17 protein-coding genes are annotated in these 21,964 nt (G+C 56.7%); 1 reads left to right on the forward strand and 16 read right to left on the reverse strand.

Annotated features, from left to right (window positions below; genetic code table 11):
• Positions 1 to 7: 7 nt before the first annotated feature.
• From F4V43_RS08280 to F4V43_RS08355, 16 genes are all read right to left on the reverse strand, one after another.
• On the reverse strand, positions 8 to 241 hold the full coding sequence (locus tag F4V43_RS08280; protein ID WP_150457767.1) for an EsaB/YukD family protein: 234 nt from the start codon (positions 239 to 241) through the stop codon (positions 8 to 10).
• Between the two features lie 22 nt (positions 242 to 263).
• On the reverse strand, positions 264 to 758 hold the full coding sequence (locus tag F4V43_RS08285) for a hypothetical protein (RefSeq protein ID WP_150457768.1): 495 nt from the start codon (positions 756 to 758) through the stop codon (positions 264 to 266).
• A 15-nt stretch (positions 759 to 773) separates the two neighbouring features.
• Complete coding sequence (locus F4V43_RS08290) at positions 774 to 1,253, reverse strand: hypothetical protein (RefSeq protein WP_150457769.1); 480 nt, start codon at positions 1,251 to 1,253, stop codon at positions 774 to 776.
• A 13-nt stretch (positions 1,254 to 1,266) separates the two neighbouring features.
• Positions 1,267 to 1,470, reverse strand: a complete 204-nt coding sequence (locus F4V43_RS08295) for a hypothetical protein (RefSeq protein ID WP_150457770.1) — start codon at positions 1,468 to 1,470, stop codon at positions 1,267 to 1,269.
• 18 nt (positions 1,471 to 1,488) lie between these two features.
• The gene (locus tag F4V43_RS08300; protein ID WP_150457771.1) at positions 1,489 to 2,370 is read right to left on the reverse strand and encodes a hypothetical protein; all 882 of its coding nucleotides are present in this window, start codon (positions 2,368 to 2,370) and stop codon (positions 1,489 to 1,491) included.
• A complete protein-coding gene (locus F4V43_RS08305; RefSeq protein ID WP_150457772.1) occupies positions 2,367 to 3,347 on the reverse strand; it encodes a hypothetical protein in 981 nt (326 codons plus the stop codon). The genes F4V43_RS08300 and F4V43_RS08305 overlap by 4 nt, the downstream gene beginning before the upstream one ends.
• The gene (locus F4V43_RS08310; protein ID WP_150457773.1) at positions 3,325 to 4,797 is read right to left on the reverse strand and encodes a CpaF family protein; all 1,473 of its coding nucleotides are present in this window, start codon (positions 4,795 to 4,797) and stop codon (positions 3,325 to 3,327) included. The genes F4V43_RS08305 and F4V43_RS08310 overlap by 23 nt, the downstream gene beginning before the upstream one ends.
• A 14-nt stretch (positions 4,798 to 4,811) precedes the next feature.
• On the reverse strand, positions 4,812 to 5,639 hold the full coding sequence (locus F4V43_RS08315; protein WP_150457774.1) for an ATPase: 828 nt from the start codon (positions 5,637 to 5,639) through the stop codon (positions 4,812 to 4,814).
• A complete protein-coding gene (locus F4V43_RS08320) occupies positions 5,618 to 6,496 on the reverse strand; it encodes a flagellar biosynthesis protein FlgA (protein WP_150457775.1) in 879 nt (292 codons plus the stop codon). The genes F4V43_RS08315 and F4V43_RS08320 overlap by 22 nt, the downstream gene beginning before the upstream one ends.
• Complete coding sequence (locus F4V43_RS08325; protein ID WP_150457776.1) at positions 6,497 to 7,900, reverse strand: AAA family ATPase; 1,404 nt, start codon at positions 7,898 to 7,900, stop codon at positions 6,497 to 6,499. It lies immediately after the preceding gene.
• Positions 7,901 to 8,209: 309 nt separating this feature from the next.
• Positions 8,210 to 13,918, reverse strand: coding sequence for a HAMP domain-containing protein (locus tag F4V43_RS08330; protein WP_150457777.1), 5,709 nt, complete (start codon positions 13,916 to 13,918; stop codon positions 8,210 to 8,212).
• A gap of 154 nt (positions 13,919 to 14,072) precedes the next feature.
• Entirely contained in the window at positions 14,073 to 14,642 is a 570-nt protein-coding gene (locus F4V43_RS08335; RefSeq protein ID WP_150457778.1) for a GNAT family N-acetyltransferase, read from the reverse strand.
• A 31-nt stretch (positions 14,643 to 14,673) separates the two neighbouring features.
• Positions 14,674 to 17,097: an excinuclease ABC subunit UvrA gene (locus F4V43_RS08340; protein ID WP_150457779.1), complete on the reverse strand. Its 2,424-nt coding sequence runs from the start codon at positions 17,095 to 17,097 to the stop codon at positions 14,674 to 14,676.
• 23 nt (positions 17,098 to 17,120) lie between these two features.
• Positions 17,121 to 17,927 carry a transglutaminase domain-containing protein gene (locus tag F4V43_RS08345; protein ID WP_150457780.1) on the reverse strand — a complete coding sequence of 269 codons (807 nt, stop codon included), beginning with the start codon at positions 17,925 to 17,927 and terminating at the stop codon, positions 17,121 to 17,123.
• Between the two features lie 13 nt (positions 17,928 to 17,940).
• Positions 17,941 to 18,537, reverse strand: coding sequence for a GNAT family N-acetyltransferase (locus F4V43_RS08350; RefSeq protein WP_150457781.1), 597 nt, complete (start codon positions 18,535 to 18,537; stop codon positions 17,941 to 17,943).
• A 161-nt stretch (positions 18,538 to 18,698) separates the two neighbouring features.
• Entirely contained in the window at positions 18,699 to 20,882 is a 2,184-nt protein-coding gene (locus tag F4V43_RS08355; protein ID WP_150457782.1) for an alpha-galactosidase, read from the reverse strand.
• A 123-nt stretch (positions 20,883 to 21,005) separates the two neighbouring features.
• Between F4V43_RS08355 and F4V43_RS08360 the strand changes: the two genes are divergently transcribed.
• Complete coding sequence (locus F4V43_RS08360) at positions 21,006 to 21,851, forward strand: AraC family transcriptional regulator (protein WP_150457783.1); 846 nt, start codon at positions 21,006 to 21,008, stop codon at positions 21,849 to 21,851.
• Positions 21,852 to 21,964 lie beyond the last annotated feature (113 nt).

A 21,964-nucleotide genomic window follows, 5' to 3' on the forward strand; every position in this document is an offset into this window, starting at 1 on the left:
CGCTCCTTCATGAAATGACGGTCAGCAGGGCTCCGTGGCAGACGCCTTGTTCCCCCAGTGTCTTGGCGCTCTGCAGAATCCGTCCAAGCGGTTCGGCCTGCAGCCGCGTCTGCGGCCCCTTGCGGAGCTGAAGCGCTTCCTCCAGCATATCCAGCAGATCGCCGACCGGCACGAACGCCGGCACCTTCAGATCCGCCTGCCTGCCGTCCGCCGTCTGCAGAGTAATCATGATATAGTCCACGAATGACTCTCCCTTAAGTGATCTAGTTGCGGACCGAGAGCAGATAGGTCCGTTCGCTGACCAGCTTGTAGTCGCCGGGACTGCCTGCGGCTTCGGCCAGCTTCAGGTACTTGGTCTTGTACAGGTATTTGGACTCCGCGCAGACGTGAACCCGGGTGACGATCCGGTTCCGGGAATCCGTCGATTCGTCGAATTCAAACCGGACCGTGAACGGATGGAACCGTTCTTTCTCCGAACGGAACGTCACCTCGTCGCCGCTGCTGCCCGACACCCGCAGATGCAGCGCATCTCCGAAAGCTTCGGCAAAATACGCCTTGAACCGGTCCTCGTCCACCCGGGCATCCAGATCCCGCATCAGCTCATCCTCGAGGCTCCGGTCCCTCGCCGCCCGCAGCGCGTTCGAGACTGCGGAGCTGACCGTCACCTTCTCCCTGAACACATTGGCGAATTCCACCAGCGGCTCAATGACAATGGACGCCATAACGACGACGAGAATAGCGATCGCAATATTTCTCACTGGCTCCCCTTCCCATCAGTCCCTATAGTAATCCAGATCCTTGTAATGCTTCAGGCCCGTGGTCGACATCTTGAAGGAGACGGGATATTCCCGTTCCAGCTTCTTGCCCCACAAGGTGACCGTGAACGGATAGACCGCACGGATCTCCACCTCCAGCGGCTCCCCCCGCTGCAGGTACGGCTTGTCGCTCTCGGCGCTGTCGTAATAGACCGTCTCGTCGTCGTCCCCGATGGCGCTGCGTCCGTCCGCATTCGTGATCCGAATCTCGATGTCGTCCGCCTTGTCCCGGTAGACCGGACGTTCCTGGAGCCGGTCCAGCGCCTCTTCATAGTAGCTTTCCTTCATATAATTATCTCCGGCTACAACCTGGGAGACGTTATAGGTCTCGGTAATCAGCGTTAAATACCATGGGAAGAAATAGGCCAGATTCAGCAGAAGCAGAATCGCGACCGAGGATAGAATCACGCCGAGCACGCCTTTCGCAACACCACGCATCGCCAGCCTCCGGTCAGGTCGTCATATTCTCAATCTGCTTCATGAACAGATCCCAGACCTCGCTGATCCACGTATTCAAAAAGGTTCCGGTGATCAGGCTGATCGCCGCGCCGATGACCACAATGACCGCCACGGTAGCGGCGATCTCCTTCACTCCGACCGCTCCGCGCTCGTCGGCCAGGAATCTCTGCAATTTCGTATCCGCTGTCTTCTTCATTTCATTGTCCTCCTCATGCTATTGAAACATTTTGATGGAACCCAGAATCGTGAACAGGTAGTAGATCAGGATATAGGCGGCAAGCACCAGGATCAGCGCCATCTGGATGCGGGCCCCGCTTCTCTCCCGCCGCTCCAGCTCTTCTTCCAGCGCCCGCACCCGGAAGCCGTCCAGCTCGTTCTTGAGATAAGCCATCTGGGCGACGTTGTCATAGCCCTTCAGCCGGGTCTCCATAATGTCGCAGAACTTGATGACATAATGCAGAGGCACCCGCTTCTTGAGCTGCTTCAGCGCGAACTCCTCGCCGTACTCGGTGTTGTCGAGCATCACGCCCAGCTCCTCGCCGATGTCGGGATTGGCGTTCGGAATATAGTCTCTCAGCACATCCGCCAGATGGATATTGACCGACTTGATGTACTGGTAGTACACCATGCTGTAGAAGGCCGGAAAGTCGAGAGCGATGTTCTTGTTCTTGCGCTCGATTGCCCGTTCCAGCTCCGATACCGGATACAGCCAGCCCAGGATAACGAAGATGGCGGTCAGATAGCCGAGAACCGGATTCAGCTTGAGCATCAGGGCGGTCAGCAGCAGCGCTCCCAGCAGATAAAGAATCTGCTCCGTCCGTACCTCCTCCGGGCTTTTGTTCAGATCGAGCCGGTCGATCATCTTCTTGAAGCGGGCCCGTTCGGCCGCGCTCAGCAGCGCTCCGGCATATTTGCGGGCGAGACGGAGCTTGAAGCGTCTGACCCGCTGCCTGAACTTCTCGTTCTTGCGCTGCTTGACGTATTGGCGGGCCCGTTTCTTCTGACTGCGGCTAACCGAGCGCATCATCGGATAGAACAGCACCCGCACCAGATAGAGAATCGACAGCATGGCGGCCAGCTTGGCGAGCAGAATCATTTCGTCCCGCCTCCGCCCATGCTTCCCTGAAGCACCTGGCTTCTGGCGAAGCTCAGGCACACGGCGCTGATCATGACCGTGTTGATCATTTTGCCGGCATCCGTATGAAGCATGAACGCCCGAAAGTCGGGCACGGTCAGCGCATACAGGAAGAACAGCACAATTACGGCCGTCTTCATCAGGAAGCTGCGGTTCATCTTCCGGAAGATCATCTCTTTCTTGAGATTAATCTCGCGCAGCACCGCGTTCTCGTCCACAATGTCCAGGAAAATATCCGCCATGCCCTTCCGCTCGTTGTATTCGAACACAATTGCCTTCTTCGCGAAGTTGTCGAACTTCGGGCCGAGCTGCCGGTTCAGCAGCTGGATCGCCTGCTTGAACGAATAGCCGTTGTTCTCGCAATTGTCGATGAACTGCTGGAAGTAGGGCCGCAGGCCGGGGCTGATGTACTCGTCCGTCTCCATCACCTTCTTGATCGCCACCAGCACGCCTTCGCGGGCCAATGGACAGATGACATCCTCCGCATCCATGATCTGTTCGAGCCGCTGGGCCTGGATCGCCCGCGACTGCATCACGAAGAAGGTAAGCAGGCCGATAAAGACCGAGATCGTAATCAGCACCGACAGGGTCAGGCTCTTCATGAACAGCACAATCAGGAGCATGACGATCGCGAAGCAGATGCAGAGAATCGAAGTGAAGCTCTCCAGCGTGAACGGCATGTTGAAATCCAGAATCAGGCCCTCGACCATCCGGTTGTACTTGGCGTAGAGGTTCTCCTTGCGCTTGACGATCCGCTCCCGCTTGACCCGGTCCACATAGCGCTTCGTATTGTAACGGCCCAGATATTCGGCGAGCGTATCGACCTGCTCCAGAATATAGCCCCCCAGCCCCTGAAAGAACCTTACGCCGAACACGGCGTTGAACAGGAGGAAGCCGGCCAGGCCGAGCATCAGACTAATCGTAAGAGGCGTACTCACTGAGCGCATACACCTCCGTTTCATCATCCGCGGGATCGGCCGTGAAGAGCTCAAAGCGGCTCCGTTTGATCCCCGCCTTGATCATGAGCTGCTGCGCCTTCTGCGACAGCTTGCCCACCCGGCGGTGCCGTCCGGCGATCCGGATAATCTTCCGGTCTCCGTCCCACTCCTCAACCACGTCCTCGTACTCGAAGCGGTAGATCTGATTAATAAGCGGGTTCAGTCCGTCGGCTCCGGTGACTTCGGAGATGGACGTGATCTTGCGGGTGCCGTCGGCGAGCTTCTCCTGAAAAATCACGAACTTCACCGCGCTGCAAATATTGCGCAGCGCCAGCTCCGCCGGCTCGTTCGATGCCATCAGATAGGCCGTCAGGAAGCGGTAGATCGCTTCCCGGTCGCCTTCCGCATGCAGCGTCGAGAAGAAATAATGCCCGGTCTGCGCCGCGCGCAGCGCTGTGGCGAATTCCCCCGGCGTCCGCAGCTCCCCCGGACCGATCCAGTGCGGCGACTGCCGCATCGCGTTGATGAGCAGGTTCTCCATCGTCGCCGGGCTGGCATCGTCGTCCTCCGGCACCGATTCGTACTGGAGCACATCGTTCAGAATCCGTCCGTGCTCGCTTCCGCCTTCGCGGCGGATCAGCCGCATCTCCGACGGATTCTCGATTGTGATAATGCGCTGCATCGGATTGATCTCCTTGACCAGGATCTCGTTCAGCGTCGTCTTGCCGCTGCCGGTCGGTCCGACCGTAATCCAGGAGAGGTCCGACTTCGGAATGAGCGACAGCAATCGGTACATATTCGCCGAGAACGACCCGTTCTCGACCAGCATTTTCGGATTGATGCTCTTCTTGCTGAATTTCCGGATCACGAAGGCCGGCTGTCCGTACGGCGAAATATCGGCATGGGTGGCATTGACCCGGTACCCCTCAATCGTGCGGGCGTTGACCATCGGCATCTTCGGAATGAGCCGCATCTTCGATACGCCGATCAGCTTGGCGATAATCCGCTCCATATGCTCCCGGTCGGTAAAATGCTGCTCCCAGGGGATCGACTTGCCGCCGCTCTCCACGAAGATCTGATCCGGCCCGTTCGCCCGAATCTCGTCGATGGAGGGGTCCTCCATCGCCTCGGTAATCGGACCGTAGTGGGTGATCTCATTGATGAGCGCGCTCTTGAGCTGCGGCAGCTCATAATAGCCTTCGACCGAAGGCATCTGCGAATCGACAAATTCGTTGATGTAGGCCTTCGTCATCTCCCGCTTCCGGCCGGGGTCCGTCTCCCGGCGGTAGGCATGGGTCGTAATCTTGGTTATGTATTTCTGGCACAGCTCCAGCGCTTCCTCAAAGCTGATGGTCGTATATTTGGTGGCCAGATCCTCCAGGTTCTCCTTGGGATGGGCCTGGTGCAGCACCTTCTGCTGCATATCGCTGATTTTTCCGCGTGTCAGCAAGGCTGTCCTCTCCCTTATTGGTCCGCCAGCCGGTCGGCCAGTTTCTGAATGTCTCTCTTGAAGTATTTATTGACGATCGGACTATCCTTGATATAGAGCCTGCCGTCATGGGCGCAGACGGTCGCCTCCTTGACCAGCGGCAGCGCCGCTGCGATCTGGAAGCCCATTTCCCGCATGACCTTATAGTCGAACTCGATGTTCTGAAGGTTCATCATGACAACGCTCATGAACTTGGCGGTGCTGATGCCGACCGATTGGGCAAAATCCAGCAATTTGACCATATTGACCGCAGCTTCCATCCGTTCCGCGGCGGTGAAGAAGCCGATGTGGCAGAACTTCATCGCCCCGAGGCAGAATTCCAGCGGCGGGTTGTTCGGAATGTCGATCAGCACCAGGTCGAACATGCTTTTCAGCGTATCAATGACCCGCTCCAGATGGCCGAACTCGAAATCAAAATATTCCTCCATCAAATCCTGCTGGCTGGGCGAGAGCAGATACAGCCGCTCGTACTTCGTCTCTATCAACTCGTCGCGGAAATCGACCTTGTCGCTCTTGAGCAGCCGGAGCAGTCCGCTTCCTCTCTTGGGCGGCGCCGCGTCCAGATACTGATAGAGATTGGGGTAGAATACCTTGAGATCGACGACGCAGGTATTCAGTCCTTTTTGTGAGAGCAGGTAGGCCAGATTGCTGATGAGCAGCGCATTGTCCGTGCAGTCCGTCGCCGGCAGGAAGCCGACCACGCTGTAGATCAGACTGTTCTCCTGGAGCTCGGCTCCGACCAGTTCCTTCGACGAGATCTTCTGAAAGATGCTGTCCAGCCCTATTCGCCGCTTCCGATCCATGACTCCACCTCTTTCTCCAAGGTGGGCAGCTGATCGACAATGACGTCGCTGTCCTTCCGGCTAAGTATCGTAATCAGGAACGAATTCCCGTCCAGGCCCTTATACTTGGCGAACTTGTTGATCTGCTCCGTCGTCCCTTCCAGCAGCAGCGCCCGGGGCTGAATGTTCTTCAGGAACTCCTTGCTCTTCATGACTTCCTGCTTCTTGTTCTCGTCGAGCTTCTGGACTTCCTTATACACCTCGTAGATCGAGTGGCTGTTGGCGTTCAGCATGTCCTTGACGATGATGCTGTCGAACAGCACCTCCGTCTTCTTCACCTTATTCGGCGATTGGGAATAGACCGCGTTCGGATTGCCGGTTCCGCCGGCCGAGTCGACGTCGTAGGTCACCCGGATTCGCACCCGGTCGCCCGGCATCAGAATGTCGCCCCCGACTTCCAGGAAGTTGTAGGGCAGCGTCAGCACTTCGTTCTTGTCCTCCACCCGGTACAGCCATTCGTTCTTCTGCGGCTTCTCTTCAATCAGCTGATCCTTGTAGAGAACCGTATTCTTCCGTAAAAAGTTGGCGGTCAGCTTGCCCTTGACCTCTTCCAGATCCTCGGCGAGCACCATGTCCTCGGTGTACTCCCTGCGAATCAGCTTGTATTTCTCAATCAGATGGTCGTTCAATTGAACAAAAGCGGGGATCCCCTCGCTCGGCTTTACCCGCAGCACGGTCACGACATCGCTCGCTTCCTTGCTCGCCTTCGTGATGGCCAGGTAGGAAGCCACAATGATGAGCAGACTGAAGAGCAGCGCTGCTCCCCGTTTGAACAGCTGCCGGTTGGGAGCCGCATTTTTGAGACCGCTCAAATCCATTTATCCCGTTCCCTCCAGTAGTCGAAGAAGTATATTGCCGTAGGCGCGTTCGTAATGGGCGCTGGTATACACAAGCGGCACATCGGATTCGATCTGGGAATCGAACTCGCTGCTGTAGGGAACATGGCCCGCCACCTTCATTTCATAGGTGAAGCGGTCCATCAGCCCCGAAGTCAGCACCCGGGCTACCGCATCCGGCGTGAACATTTCTCCCTGGAAGCGGGACCGGTCGTTGTACCTTGTCACGACCAGCTTCGATTTGGCGTTGAGGTAGGCGGCTTGCTCCTTCGGGAGCTTGTTCTCCACATTGCGCAGCGTGCTGAGCACCGAATACAGGTCATTCGGAACGCATAATCCAAAACTGTCGATATGTATCATGATTTCGGTGTACTTCCCCAGCAGATCGAGCGGCAGGTCCAGTACGATCAGGTTAAAACGATTGCGCAACAGCGACAGAAGGGCGGTAAGCCGGGCTTCGGTCACGAACTGCCCGATCAATCTCGCATCGTCGAACCCGTACCCGAGTCCGGTCAGCCAGACATTCTCTTTGATCGGATAGGCGGTCGCCGCAAAATCCTGGGGTCTTGCCAGAGTCCGGATCAGCGAGGCGTTGATGTCGTCGTCCCGCTTTGTCGTTTCGTGGAAGCTTCCGAAGTACATATTCGTGCTCCGGTAATCCATGTCGAGATCCACGATCAGCGCGCTCAGCCCCCGTCTGCCCGCCTCGCTTGCCAGGTTGACGGCCGTGCTCGTCACTCCGCTGCCGCGGTGTCCCGTTACAGCTACGACGCGGCTGATTCCCCGGCTGATCCGGTTAAGCTCCCGGGTCAACGCATCGGTCGGCTCCAGCGTATGGCGTTCCTTGCTCTTTGAACGGAACCGGTCCAGGAACGATTTCCGCAGAGCTGCCGGTTCCCCGGTCGGCCGGGAACCCGCATGCTGCGCGGCATTCAGCGGCAGTGCAGGCTCCGAAGTGGAGTTCTTGCCCTTGGCCGCAGACCGCTGCGGCGTTGAGGCGGCAAGCTCGATTCCACGGGCGAGCAGCCCGGGAGTCATCCGTATGTAATCCCCCGCCTCCACCCGGATCTGCGGGCAGCGGGCAAGCAGCCCCTCCCATTCCCGTGGTCTCCAGCCGTCGCCGGTGAGGACCACGACCGGCACCGGCGCCGGAAGAATGGCGGCCAGCCCGGCGACGAGGCTCTCCAGATCGCGCCTGTCGCGTTCTGCGGCCAGCGTCAGCGCCTCTTCGGTAATCAGAACGCCGTCCGGCCGGAGAGGGGACTCCGCTATGTAACCGATGGCTTCGGCGAGGGTCAACGGTTCTTCGTTAATCAATTCGGTGGAACTGGTTATGTACTGGCGTGCGACGGATCCGTATCCGCCGGCAATCAATAGCAGTCTCACGGGTCCCTCCTTATGTATCCAATCCTTATGTATCCAATCCTGATGCATTCAACTGTGGAACCAAAGCTGGTCCGTCCGTAGGAGCCTTTCTATGGCTCAAGACGGAGAATAAAAAATAAATAACAGAAATAATTGGAAGTTTCTGAATTTTATAATTGTATATTAAACCGCTGATTAATAAATGAAACTGATACTTAAGAACCAATTGATTTCTTTTTTCGGCATTTTCGTGATTCATCTCATAGAAACCCCAAAAAAAGCCACAGTTCGCGAACTGCGAACTGCGGCTTTACACCCAGAATAATTAAATTATCGGTCCAACCAGGTGCGCATCATGGACAGCAGCTGGGCACTGTTAACCGGCTTCGTAATATAATCCGAGCATCCGGCTTCCAGACACAGTTCCCTGTCTCCTTTCATCGCCTTGGCTGTCAGAGCGATGATCGGCAGCTCTTCGAAGCGCCCGTTCTCCCGGATGGAGCGGGTCGTTTCATAGCCGTCCATTCCCGGCATCATGATATCCATCAGCACAATTTCGATGTCCGGGGTCTGTTCCAGAAGACTGATTGCATCCTGGCCGTTCTCCGCCGGAATCACCTTCATGTGATGCCGTTCCAGAATCGACGTCAGCGCAAAGATATTCCGGATATCGTCGTCCACTACAAGCACTTTCTTGTACTCGATCATATCATCGGAGTTATGCAGCTTGACCAGTCTCTCCTTCGATTCGGCCGGGAGATTCTCTGCCTGAAGGTGCAGGAAGAGCGAGGACTCGTCCAGCAGTTGAATATTGGACTTCACCTCTTTGAGCACGGCCATCCGGGTCAGCTCATCCCACTCATTCTCCTCGTCCGGCGTCAGCTTCCGGCTCAGACGCACCAGAACCGGTACCCGCTTGTTCTTGGCATTCTTGTGCATATCCCGGACGAAGCGGATCAGGTCCATGTCCGGAAGCGCATTGTCGAGAATGACGCAGTCAAAATCCTTGGCGTTAATCTGGTTCAGCGCCTTGCGCCCCGTGTCCACGGATGTGATCTTGAGATCGGGATTGTTCAGAAGATCGGCAATCCCCTTGCGCTCTTCCTCGTTGCGGACCGCAACGAGCAGGCTCCGCCCCTTCTTGTCCGCGAATTCGTTCAGCCGGTCCAGCGCATTCTCCAGTTCTTCGTTCGTCACCGGCTTGCGGAAATAATCATGGACTCCCTTCTGCAGCAGCAGCACTTCGTCTTCATCGACGGTCATGACGCAGATCGGAATATGCCGGACATGAATGTCATTCTTCAGCTGGTCGATGACCAGCCATCCGTTGGTGTCCCCGCCCAGATGAAGATCCAGCGTAATGGCGATCGGCTTGTACCGGTGCGCCAGCTCCAGGGCATCCCATCCGCCGGCGGTTATGACGGCTTTGATCCCCTTCTTGTGCAGAAGGTCCAGAATAATCTCGTTGAATTTCTGGTCGTCCTCAATGATAAGGAACACCCGGTCTCCCGGTTCGATCCGGTCGCGGTCGTCCTCCAGCGTCTCCTCCGCCGGCTTGACCAGACTGCTTCTGCGCTTGGACGGCGTAATATCAATCACTTCCGGCATATGCGGTTTCTTGGGTTCCGGCTCCGTGAACTCCGCTTCCGTCGGAAGGTACAGGTTAAATACGCTTCCCTTGCCGACTTCGCTGTAGAGCGTAATTTCTCCGCCCAGCATTTCGGCGATCTCGCGGGAGATGGCGAGTCCCAGCCCCGTTCCTCCGTATTCCCGGTTCGTGCTGCCGTCCGCCTGCTGGAAGGCCTCGAAGATGATCTGCTGCTTCTCGTGCGGAATGCCGATTCCCGTATCGCTGACCGAGAAGCACAGCACAGTTCTGGCCCGGTTCAGCGATTCGCGCTCCGGATTCCAGCCTTCCTCCGCCTTGCGGATCTGCACCATGATCTGGCCTTCTTCCGTGAATTTGAAGGCATTGGACAGCAGGTTCTTCAGGATTTGCTGCAGCCTCTTCGGATCGGTCATGATCCGGGGCGGAACCCCGGGATCGACACTGATCCGATAATCGAGCTTCTTGGCGTTCACCATGTGCCGGAAGGTCCGGTCCAGACCGCCCGTCAGTTCCGCGAGCGGAACCTCGCTGTAGTCCGGCGTCACGGTGCCGGATTCGATTTTGGACAAATCGAGAATGTCATTGATCAGATTGAGCAGCTCCAGACCCGAGTCCTGAATCGTCTTCGCGAACTTCACCTGAATGTCATTCAGATTGTCATCCGGATTCTCGGCCAGCTGTTCGGCCAGCAGCAGCAGGGAATTCAGCGGCGTCCGCAGCTCATGCGACATATTCGCCAGGAACTCCGATTTGTACTTGGACGTCAGGGCCAGCTGCTCGGCCTTCTCCTCCAGATAACGCTTGGCCACTTCCACCTCGTGGTTCTTGCTCTCGACCTCCGCCTTCTGGAGTACCAGCAGCTTCGCCTTGTCTTCCAGCTCGTCGTTCGTATTGCGCAGCTCCATCTGCTGCTTCTGCAGCTCCTCGGTGAGCGACTGCGACTGGATCAGCAGCTCCTCCGTCCGCTGGTTCGCCTGCATCGTATTAATCACAATCCCGATCGACTCCGTCAGCTGATCCAAGAAGGCGATGTCAATATCGCTGTAGGAACGGAAGGTCGCCAGCTCCAGAATGGCCAGCACCTGATCCTCGAATATGATCGGCAGCAGAATGATATTCAGCGGCGTCGCTTCGCCGAGCCCCGAAGAGATCACCACATAATCGTGCGGAACATTGGTGAGCAGAATGCGCTGCTTCTCGATAAGGCACTGTCCCACCAGTCCCTGTCCGGCCCGGAACTCGTTCGCCAGATGCTTGCGGTTCTGATAGGCGTAGCTGGCGAACAGCTTCAGCACCGGTTCCCCGTTCACCGGCTCGTTGATATACAGGACGCCGTGCTGCATGGACACGAGCGGAGCCAGTTCGGAGAGGATCATGCGGCTGACCGCGTACAGATCGCGCTGGCCCTGCAGCAGCCGGGAGAATTTGGCCAGATTCGTCTTCAGCCAGTCCTGCTCCGTATTGATGCGGGTCGTTTCTTTCAGATTGCGGATCATCTCGTTGATGTTGTCCTTCAGCGTCGCCACTTCTCCGGAAGCGGAGACGTCAATCGTCCGGGACAGATCGCCGTTGGTTACGGCGGTGGCGACGTTCGTGATGGCGCGGACCTGGGTGGTCAGCGTGCTCGCCATATAGTTAACGTTGTCCGTGAGATCGCGCCACGTGCCTGCCGCGCCCGGCACATTGGCCTGTCCGCCCAGCTTGCCCTCCGCGCCGACCTCGCGGGCCACGGTGGTTACCTGGTCCGCGAAGGTCGCCAGCGTCTCGATCATGTTGTTGATCGTATCGGTCAGCTCGGCGATCTCGCCCTTGGCGTCCACGGTCAGCTTCTGCTTCAGGTTCCCGTTCGCGACTGCGGTTACGACCTTGGCGATGCCCCGCACCTGATCGGTCAGATTGGTCGCCATGATATTCACGTTGTCCGTGAGGTCCTTCCAGATCCCGCCGACGCCCCGCACCTGGGCCTGAACGCCCAGCTTGCCGTCCGTACCGACCTCGCGCGCCACGCGCGTCACTTCGGATGCGAACGAATTGAGCTGATCCACCATCGTATTGATCGTGTTCTTCAGCTCCAGCAGTTCGCCCTTCACGTCAACGGTGATCTTCTTCGACAGATCTCCGTTCGCGACAGCCGTCGTGACTCCGGCAATATTGCGCATCTGGATGGTCAGATTGCTGGCCATGTAGTTCACCGTATCGGTCAAGTCTTTCCAGGTGCCCGACACATCTTTTACTTCCGCCTGAGCGCCGAGCTTGCCGTCCGTGCCGACCTCGCGCGCCACGCGCGTCACTTCGGAGGCGAACGTCGAGAGCTGGTCCACCATCGTATTGATCGTAATCTTCAGCTCCAGGATTTCGCCTTTGACGTCCACCGTAATCTTCTTCGACAGGTCGCCCTTCGCCACCGCCGTCGTGACGTCCGCGATGTTGCGCACCTGGTCGGTCAGATTCCGGGCCATGTTGTTAACGCCTTCCGTCAGGTCCTTCCAGGTGCCGCCGACGCCCTTCACCTGCGCCTGGCCGCCGAGCTTGCCGTCCGTGCCGACCTCTCGCGCCACGCGCGTCACTTCGGAGGCGAACGTCGAGAGCTGGTCCACCATCGTATTGATCGTGTTCTTCAGCTCCAGAATCTCGCCCTGTACATCCGCCGTGATCTTCTTCGACAGGTCGCCGTTCGCAACCGCCGTCGTAACCACGGCGATGTTGCGCACCTGGTTCGTCAGGTTCGAGGCCATGTAGTTCACGCTCTCGGTCAAATCCCGCCACGTGCCGGCGACGCCCTTCACCTGCGCCTGTCCGCCCAGCATCCCTTCGGTGCCGACCTCTCGGGCCACGCGCGTTACTTCGGAGGCGAACGTCGAGAGCTGGTCCACCATCGTATTGATCGTGTTCTTCAGCTCCAGAATCTCGCCTTTGGCGTTGACCGTGATCTGCTTCGAGAGGTCTCCCTTCGCTACCGCCGTCGTCACTTCGGCGATATTGCGCACCTGATCGGTCAGCGTGCCCGCCATGAAATTCACGCTGTCGGTCAGGTCCTTCCAGGTGCCCGACACGCCCTTCACGTCCGCCTGGCCGCCGAGAATGCCTTCCGTCGAGACCTCGCGCGCGACGCGCGTTACTTCAGAGGCGAAATTGCTAAGCTGATCGACCATGATATTGATCGTACTCTTCAGCTGGAGAATCTCGCCTTTGGCATCGACGGTGATCTTCTTGGACAGGTCGCCCTTGGCGACCGCCGTCGTCACCTCGGCGATATTGCGCACCTGGTTCGTCAGATTCGAGGCCATGTAATTGACGCTCTCGGTCAAATCCCGCCAGGTGCCCGATACGCCTTTCACATCCGCCTGTCCGCCGAGAATGCCTTCCGTACCGACTTCGCGCGCCATCCGGGTAACCTCAGAGGCGAAGGTCGATAACTGATCCACCATCGTATTGATCGTAATCTTCAATTCCAGAATTTCGCCCTGCACGTCGGCCGTAATCTTCTTCGACAGATCGCCGTTGGCGACGGCCGTCGTGACTACGGCGATGTTGCGCACCTGATTGGTCAGATTGGTCGCCATGTAGTTCACGCTTTCGGTCAAATCCCGCCACGTGCCGGACACATCCTTCACGTCGGCCTGCCCGCCGAGCTTGCCTTCCGTCCCGACTTCGCGCGCCACCCGCGTGACCTCGGATGAGAACATCAAGAGCTGGTCCACCATCGTGTTGATCGTATTCTTCAATTCCAGAATTTCGCCGCGCGCATTGACCGTAATCTTCTTCGAGAGGTCGCCCTTCGCAACGGCGGTCGTGACCGCCGCGATATTGCGCACCTGGTCCGTAAGATTGGTCGCCATGTAATTCACGCTGTCGGTCAGATCCTTCCAGGTTCCCGACACGCCCTTCACGTCGGCTTGGCCGCCGAGAATGCCTTCCGTACCGACTTCACGCGCCACGCGCGTCACCTCGGAGGCAAACGTGCTGAGCTGGTTGACCATCATGTTGATGTTGCTGGCCGTCCGCTGGAACTCGCCGGTCAGCGCCCGGCCTTCAATCTCCAGTTCCACCTTCTGGGACAGATCGCCCTTGGCCACTGCGTTAATGACGCGAACCATCTCGCTGGTCGGCTGAATCAGATCCATGACCAGTCCGTTCAGCGAATCCGTAATCGTGTCCCAGGAGCCGCCCAGATTCTTCTGGACGAAGCGCTTCGACAGGTTCCCTTCCTTGCCGACCACCTTCGCCACCGTCTCAACCTCGTTGACCATGCCTTCCTGAATCTCCATGATCTCGTTGAATGTATCCGCCACTTTGCCGGCGATTCCCGTCCGGTCATAAGGCATTCTATAGGTGAAATTCCCCTTCTTCATTGCCATCAAGGCGTTCAGCAGCTCCCCGATATCCACTTGGTCGGCGCCGGCTGCTCCGGCTGGATTCTGATCCTTCATCTTCTAGACCTGCCCCTTTGTTGTCGCATAGTAGCTGACGTTTATCCTGCAAAATATAGCTTATATACCCACATTTCGAGCTATTGAAACATAGCCCGGACAACAAAAAAGAGCGCCCAGGAGATTATCGCGTCTCCCTCATGGGGGACCAGCGCTAAAGCGCATACTCTTCCAGAAGCAATCCGTATATCTCCAAATCCACAATACCTTGCCCGGACCAGAGAGCCGCTTGTCTCAACGTTCCTTCATATTTGAAGCCATTTCTCAGCAGCACCCGCTTCGACGCACCGTTTCCCGGCATGACCTCCGCCTGAATCCGGTTCACCTTCACTTGCTGAAACAGAAAGCGCACCACGAGTCCCACCGCTTCCGAAGCTATGCCCTGCCCCCAGCGGGATTCCGACAAGTAGTAGCCCAGGGTTACAGCGTTCACTTTCTGATGGATCTCAAAAACCTCTATAATTCCTAATAAAGAATTCGGATCGTCAGAGTAGAAGATTCCCCATTTCACTCTTGATTTCTTCTGAAAGTCACGGCTGAAGCGCCCGATCATCGTCTTCAGCGTTGCTCTGTTGTTCTTGGGAAGAATGCCGCAGTATTCAAATACCTTCTCATTGCTGTAGAGCTCATACACCCCATCCAGATGTCTGTCTTCGATTTCGCGAAGCGCAAGACGCCCGGATTCGATTTCAGGAAAAGCACGGAATAAACGGTCGATTACCACGCTGGATTTCTCCCCTTTTCACTTTCCTGCTCTATAGAAGGAACGGACCTATGACCGATCCCGGGCAGGCCTTCAATTGTTCCGGAGTTCCGGTTGCGATGATCTCTCCCCCGCGTTCCCCCGAACCCGGTCCGAGCTCGATCAGATAATCACAATAGGACAGAACATAAGGATCATGCTCAATCAGAAGTACCGAATGACGGTTGCCTGCCAAGCGGCTCAAGATCATCAGCAATTTCTCGGCGTCGTAGTAGCTGAGGCCGACCGTAGGCTCATCCAGAATATACAGACAGCGTCCGTCTTTGCTCTCTTTCCCCAGCTCTCTGGCAAGCTTCAGCCGCTGGGCCTCCCCGCCGCTCAAGGTCGTAAGACTTTGCCCCAGAAGGATGTAGCCCATCCCCAGTTCTTCAATGACGGCAAGCAGGCTCCGCACTTTGGACTGATCTTCAAAAAAGGCATGGGCCTCGGCAACCGACATTCCCAGGATGTCGGAAATGCTGCGCTCCTTGTATTTCACCTGGAGCACTTCCGCCTTGAAGCGGGTTCCCTCGCAACCCGGGCATTCCTCATTGAAGGCCAGGGGTCCCATGGCTCTCTTGATATACCCGTATCCGTTGCATACCGGGCAGGAGCCTGCCGAATTGAAAGAGAAGGACTCTTTGGTGAAATCCCGGCGGATTGCTTCTTCCTGCATGGCAAAAAGCTGGCGGATCGGTTCCCATATGCCGAGGAACGTCGCAACGATTGAATTCTCATGTCTGCGGGCCAGCTGCTGGGTCACGATGATCCAGCTTTCCACATTCTCGGCGCCTTCCAGCACAGCCTCCGAATTCGGCTCATTTGTCTCCCTTTCGCCATAGATTTCATCCTCGCCGTCCGGCTGCCGCTTGTCCGCCTGCTTCTCTCTGAAGTGCGACTGCAGCTTCGGAATGAGCGTGCCCATCATAAGGGAGCTCTTGCCGCTCCCGGACATCCCGCAGATTCCGACGATTCCCTCGAGCGGAATATCCACATCGACGCTCTTCAGATTATGGATTTGCGCATTCCGGATGGAGAGCTTCGGACCCGGCGTCTGGGTCTGAAAGACATAATCCTTGGGCGGCATCGGCTTGTGACGCAGATATCGTGACGTTATCGACTCCGAACTCCCAAGGAACCCGGCCAAGTCGCCTTGATAGACAATCGAACCGCCCAAGCTTCCCGCCTCCGGCCCGAAATCCAGAATATAATCGGCTTCGCGGATGACGCTCTCATCATGCTCTACCACAATCACGGTATTGCCTTGCTGCTGCAGGGAACGAAAGCTCTCGATCAGTTTGTCTTTCTCCCTCTCATGCAGGCCGGCCGTCGGTTCATCGAAGATATAGATGATGGAGTCGATTGGAGCGGAGAGATGGGTCATCATGTGCAGCCGCTGAATTTCTCCGCCGCTTAACGATGGCAGCTCCCGGTATAAATCCAGGTAAGACAATCCGACCCTTTCCATACCGTCCAGCTTCCTCAAGATCTCTTTCAGGAGATGAGCTACAAAGGCGTTGTGCGGTCTGGAATCCAGGTAATGCCGAAAGAAAGCGCCCAGCCCGGACAGATTCAGCCGGCATAGCTCTCCGATATGCTTCCCTTCTATCTTGATCGAAAGCGCTCTTCCCCCGAGCCGGTAGCCCTGACAGGCCGGACAGGTCCGGGTCGTATGAAGATCCGGCAGCTGCTGCAGGTTCACCTTCTTCAATTTCTCCTCGATGACGATTTTCACGCCGTAGAAGATGAGATGTCCCTTGCTCTGGGAGCGTTTGGGCCGGTAGTGCAGAAACACCTCTCTGGCTTCATCGGTCAGCTGCGAGAATGGCGTATCTGCGGCCACTTCGTACTGCTTGATAAAGTTATCGAACCGCTTGGACACATATTCCTTCTCTTCTTTCTTGCGCTGCGGAAATTGATAGGCCTGCTCATGCCAGGCCTCGATGGTCTCCTGCTCCGAAGGAAGAATGCGGGCCATGTTCACTTCGCTGATGGTCCCTCTGCCGCTGCAGGTCGGACAGGCGCCGTGAGGAGAGTTGAACATGAACATTCCGGGAATATAACCGGGGGACGAACTTCGTTCTTCCCCTTCCCGGGTCCCTTCGTTGACATAGATCAGCGCCATCAGATTCAGGAGCCGGGTGACCGTTCCTACGATGGACCTTGGGTTCATATTGCTGACCGTCCTCTGCTGCACGGCAATGGTCGGACTCAGTCCCTGGATCATGTCGAACGAATCGTAGTTGACTACTTCATGCGCCATGCCCAGCGCCTCCAGGTAGAGCCGCTGCCCTTCCTGATGGAGCGTATCGAAGATAAAGCTGGATTTGCCCGATCCGCTCACCCCGGTGACGACGATAAATTGATTCTTCGGAATCGACGTTGTGATGTTCCGGAGATTATGCAGTCTGGCATTGTACACTTCAAGGTCTTTCATTCTCTTTGTCCCTTCTCTCAGGCTTAGAATTGCAGAGCTTCATTCTCCTCAAGAATCCTTTGCAATTCTTCCATGTGGGAGTCCGGATCTTCCAGACAGACCGCAATTTCATCCAGCAGCTGCAGCTCTTCGAAATCCAGGTCTTCCATATTCCTCTGACAGATCGGAGGATAGTCCCAGTAACGCAGCTCCCGGCCCAGAACCGCATGCAGGTCATAGCAGAGATTGTTGCGGATATAATGCATTCCCCAGGACTTCTTCACCCCGAACAGCTTCGGGTTGATCTCTTTGTCCCTGGCCATCAGCCAAGCCTCTCCCGCCAGCAAATATCCGTCTCCCCGGAGATCGACAATCTGCATATCGGGATCGATCCGTACCCACCGTCCCCCGCTCTCGTCCCACACCTCGCAAATCCAGTGATCGATATATTTCAGTTCATTCTCCGAGAGGTAGCGTGCGAATCCTACTCTTCCGCGGGCCGGTATCCCTTTGGAACGGGCGATGGACAGAAGCAGAATCGAATGGAACCGGCAGGAGAGGATCAGCCTTTCCCGGGGAAGCCGTTCATCGATCAGGCCGTTCGCGTTGCGGTCCAGCAGCGCTTCCAGCATGTCATGGACCGTATAGAAATGCTCGTCCTCATTCTTCGTATGGGAAGCGAGCAAGTGCCGGACTTTGCTGACCGCCGCCGGGTGAATCAACTGGCACTTAATCAAGCGGCACAGCTCGCTCCAGTCCTCCGGCATATCTTCGTACAAGTAAGCAAGTTCATGCGGGTTCGTGCTGGGCGTATAGGATTGATAGAACTGCAGCAACTGAAGTTGATTCATCCGAGTGTCCCCTTTATTGGCGCTTCTCCATTTTATCCGTGGCCTGTCCTGGTTCCGGCTCTGCGCCTTCTTCTCCGTCGTCAGGATTAAGAATCGCCAGCACCTGGTGGTCCTCCCACCGGCCGTTGATCCGGACGTTCTGCCGGGCAAGGCCCTCCTTCTGAAAGCCGGATTTCTCCAGCACCCGGATGGAGGCGATATTATGCGGCATGACCCCCGCTTCGATCCGGTGCAGCCCCAGCCGGCGGAAGCCGCAGTCCACCAGAAGCCGGACGGCTTCTGTCGTATAGCCTTTGCCGTTACAGGCGCGGGACAGATCATATCCAATCAGCGCGCTTTGAAGCGGACCTCTTCGGATTTGAAAAAGACTGATCGTCCCGATCAGCCTGCCGCCGGTGTTCGTGAAGATTCCGAACTCGTAGGCTTGATCCTGCCTTCTGGCTTCCTCCTGCTTCCGGATTAGCTGGAGCTGATGCTCCAGCGTGTAGAAGCCGGGTGCACGCGCCGGCGAGAAGCGTTCAAACCAGTCGCGGTTCTCCAGCTGCAGCTCAAGCAGCGCGGGCGCTTCGTCCGGCGTGATTTCCCTGACCTTGATATGGGGTCCTTCCATGGTCGTCGCCTCCCTGTTGCCTAATAGAATAACACGGCCGGTCCCTTCCTTCCATCAGCAATAAAGAGGCCCGTTCCCTGTTGGAACGAGCCTCTTCAATCTTCGGTTTATCCCCTTATTTACACATCTTTATCCCAACTGAAGTATGATAAAGCTCCGGTCTACTTTCTCATCGCGCCTGCCGTCTTCAATCGGAACCAGACGCTCTCATAATCGTTCTGCTTCATGTCCAGGGGCAAGCCCAACTCCATCAGGCGGTCCCCCCCGTAGACGGAGCAAGCCCCGTCATTTCCGGACCTGACTTCATACTCCAGTTCCGGCTCAAGGCCAGCCAGACGTACGGTGCGCCGGGGCGCATTGGGCACCGCCATGACCTGGAAGCAGTAGACCAAGGCTTCTTCCTTATCCTCCGATACAAACATCCAAGCCGCCTCGTTTCCTTCGAACGGACTCTTCAGCCGGTACAAATCGCCCTTCTGCACCAGACCGCGAATTTCTTTGTAATCCGCAACTTGACGCCGGACCGCCGTCTTCTCCTCTTCGGTAAACGCCGTCAGATCCAGCTCGTATCCGAAGTTCCCGGACATCGCGACATGGCCGCGGAAATCAAGCGGCGTCACTCTGCCAACCTGGTGGTTCGGCACGGCCGATACATGCGCTCCCATAGCGCTTGCCGGGTAGATCAGGCTGGTGCCGTATTGAATCTTCAGCCGCTCTGCGGCGTCCGTATTGTCGCTGGTCCAGGTCTGCGGCATATAGTAGAGCATACCGGGATCGAAGCGTCCGCCCCCGCTTGCGCAGCTCTCGAACAGAATGTCCGGGAAGGCCTTCGTTATCCGCTCCAGCAGTTCATACAGCCCCAATACATAGCGGTGGGCCGTCTCCGATTGGCGTTCGGGCGGCAGATCGGCCGAGCCGATCTCCGTCAGGCAGCGGTTCATATCCCATTTGATATAAGCAACCGGCACGATGGAGAAAATAGCCGAGAGCGAATTGAAGATATAATCGCGCACCTCGCGGCGGGTATAATCCAGCACCAGCTGCCATCTGGCTTCGCTGCGTCTGCGGCCCGGGACATGCAGACACCAGTCGGGATGCTTGCGGTAGAGCTCGCTGTCCGGAGAGACCATCTCCGGCTCCACCCAGAGCCCGAACTTTAATCCAAGCCCGTTGATCCGCTTCGCCACATCCGCCAATCCGCCAGGAAGCTTCCGCCGGTCCTCGAACCAGTCGCCGAGAGAGGAATTGTCGGAATCGCGCTGACCGAACCAGCCGTCATCCAGCACGAACAGTTCGATGCCAAGCTTGGCCCCTTCTTCCGCGATCGCTACGAGTTTATCCGCATGGAAGTTAAAGTAAGTAGCCTCCCAGTTGTTGACGAGAACCGGACGTTCCCGGTCCCGGTACTGTCCCCGGCACAGCCGGGTACGGTACAGGCGATGATAAGTCCGCGACATTTCGCCCAATCCTTGCGCGGAATAGACCATCACCGTCTCCGGTGTCTGGAAGCTCTCGCCGGGATTCAGCAGCCAGGCGAAGTCAAAAGCGTTCATTCCGATACCAAGACGCACGGAACCGAAGGAGTCCAGTTCGGCGTCCGCTTCAAAGCCGCCGCTGTAGACCAGACTGAAGCCGTAGGCTTCCCCTTGGGTTTCCGTCGTCCCTGGAGCCACCAGAGCGGCGAACGGGTTGAATTGATGGCTGCTCATCCCTCTTTTGCTGTCGATGCGGATTTCTCCCTGATGCAGCGCCTTGCGGGTCAGGTTGCCTTCCCGGGCCCAGGCGCCGGACAGATAGACCATTTCATAATCGCTTTTTCCGGCAAAATCGACGCTTGCGCTCAGAGCGCGGCGCAGCCGCAGCTTCTTCTGCCCTTCATTGCAGAAGCGGACAGAGCGGGCGATCACATTCCGCTCCGCAAATATCGTGTAGGACAGCTTCACCCGCAGACCGGAGTAAGCATCCTCCAATTCCAGTTCCAGCGTCTCCGCTTCCGTCTCGTCCTCGGTATAGACAGCGGGAAGACCGGGCAGAGCCGGCTTTCCCGGATTCACCCGGTATCCCTTGTAGGTAAGCTCCGTAATCCGGGTTCCGTCCTCCAGCTCAACCTGATAGGCCGGATTCCGGAAATCCCCGCTCCCGTATTGCGGATATTCCTGCGGAAGACGGTCCAGTCCGGCTTGGTTCGGGGTATGGATCAGCAGATCCGTCAGCGATTCCCGGTGCTTCAGCCGGCTGCCCCAATATATATGCGCCGGATACCCGTTTATAATCTGTAAAATATAACTCATGCCTGTAGACGTCAGGTGGAACAGGCCGGTCTGTTCCTGAACGATGATGCCCATGACCGCAACTCCCTTTATGGTTTAATACTTGCAAGGATAAACCACCTTCAAGCATCAAGTACATAGCAAGATGATCACTAAATATGGCATAATACTAGATATGTTCAAGAGAGGAGCCTTGCAGTGATTGAATATTTGCCCGGCAGCCAACAGCATTCGGAGCTGCACCTGACGCAGTTCGGCAGGGAGGATTGCATTCCGGGCCACTTCTTTGGACCGGCCATAAGAACGCATTATTTGCTCCATTATGTGCTGGACGGAGAGGGGTTCTACGAGGTAGGCGGCGCACGTTATCCGCTGCGCCAAGGACAGGGATTTCTCATTTGTCCGGGGGTCATTACCTATTATCAGGCCTCCACGTCGAATCCCTGGTCCTATTGCTGGTTCGGGTTCGCCGGGACCTCCTCCGAGCTGCTGCTGAAGCAAGCGGGCTTATCCCGGAATTCCCCGGTCTTCCGCTACGGGAAGGACAACCGGATCGAGCAGTATTTGCAGTGGATGCAGGATTCCAAGGGGTTAGGCCAAGCGCGGGAAGCTGCGCTGACCGGTCTGATTTATCTGCTGCTCTCCCTGCTCATTGAGTCCAGCCCGGCACCGTCGGCTTCCGCCGAGCCCGCGGGATCAAGGGGCGAGCTTTACGCCGAGAGAGTCCGAAGCTTTATCGAAATGAATTATCCCTACAAAATTACCGTAGAGGATATTGCCCAATCCATCGGCCTCAACCGAAGCTACCTCTGCACCTTGTTCAAGCAGAGCATGCATCTCAGCATTCAGGAGTATCTGATCCGCCACCGAATCCGCAAAGCATGCGAAATGATGGGGAATGCCGAGCTCTCGATTGCTGACATTTCCCGATCCGTCGGGTATAACGACGCTCTGCTGTTCTCCAAGATGTTCAAGAAGGTAAAGGGCTCCTCGCCCCAGCACTACCGGGCGGAACTGCTGGGACAGACTTCCAAAAGGATCTAGTCTGCATATTCGTGAATGAGTCTATATTCATTTCTACTAATAGATAGGGATTATCTCCATTAATCTCATCTCCTTAGTCCAATCTATCTATTTACAAATTCAGGAAGCCAACG

Source organism: Paenibacillus spiritus, from assembly GCF_008710135.1.
GTDB classification, from domain to species: Bacteria; Bacillota; Bacilli; order Paenibacillales; family Paenibacillaceae; genus Paenibacillus_AQ; species Paenibacillus_AQ glufosinatiresistens.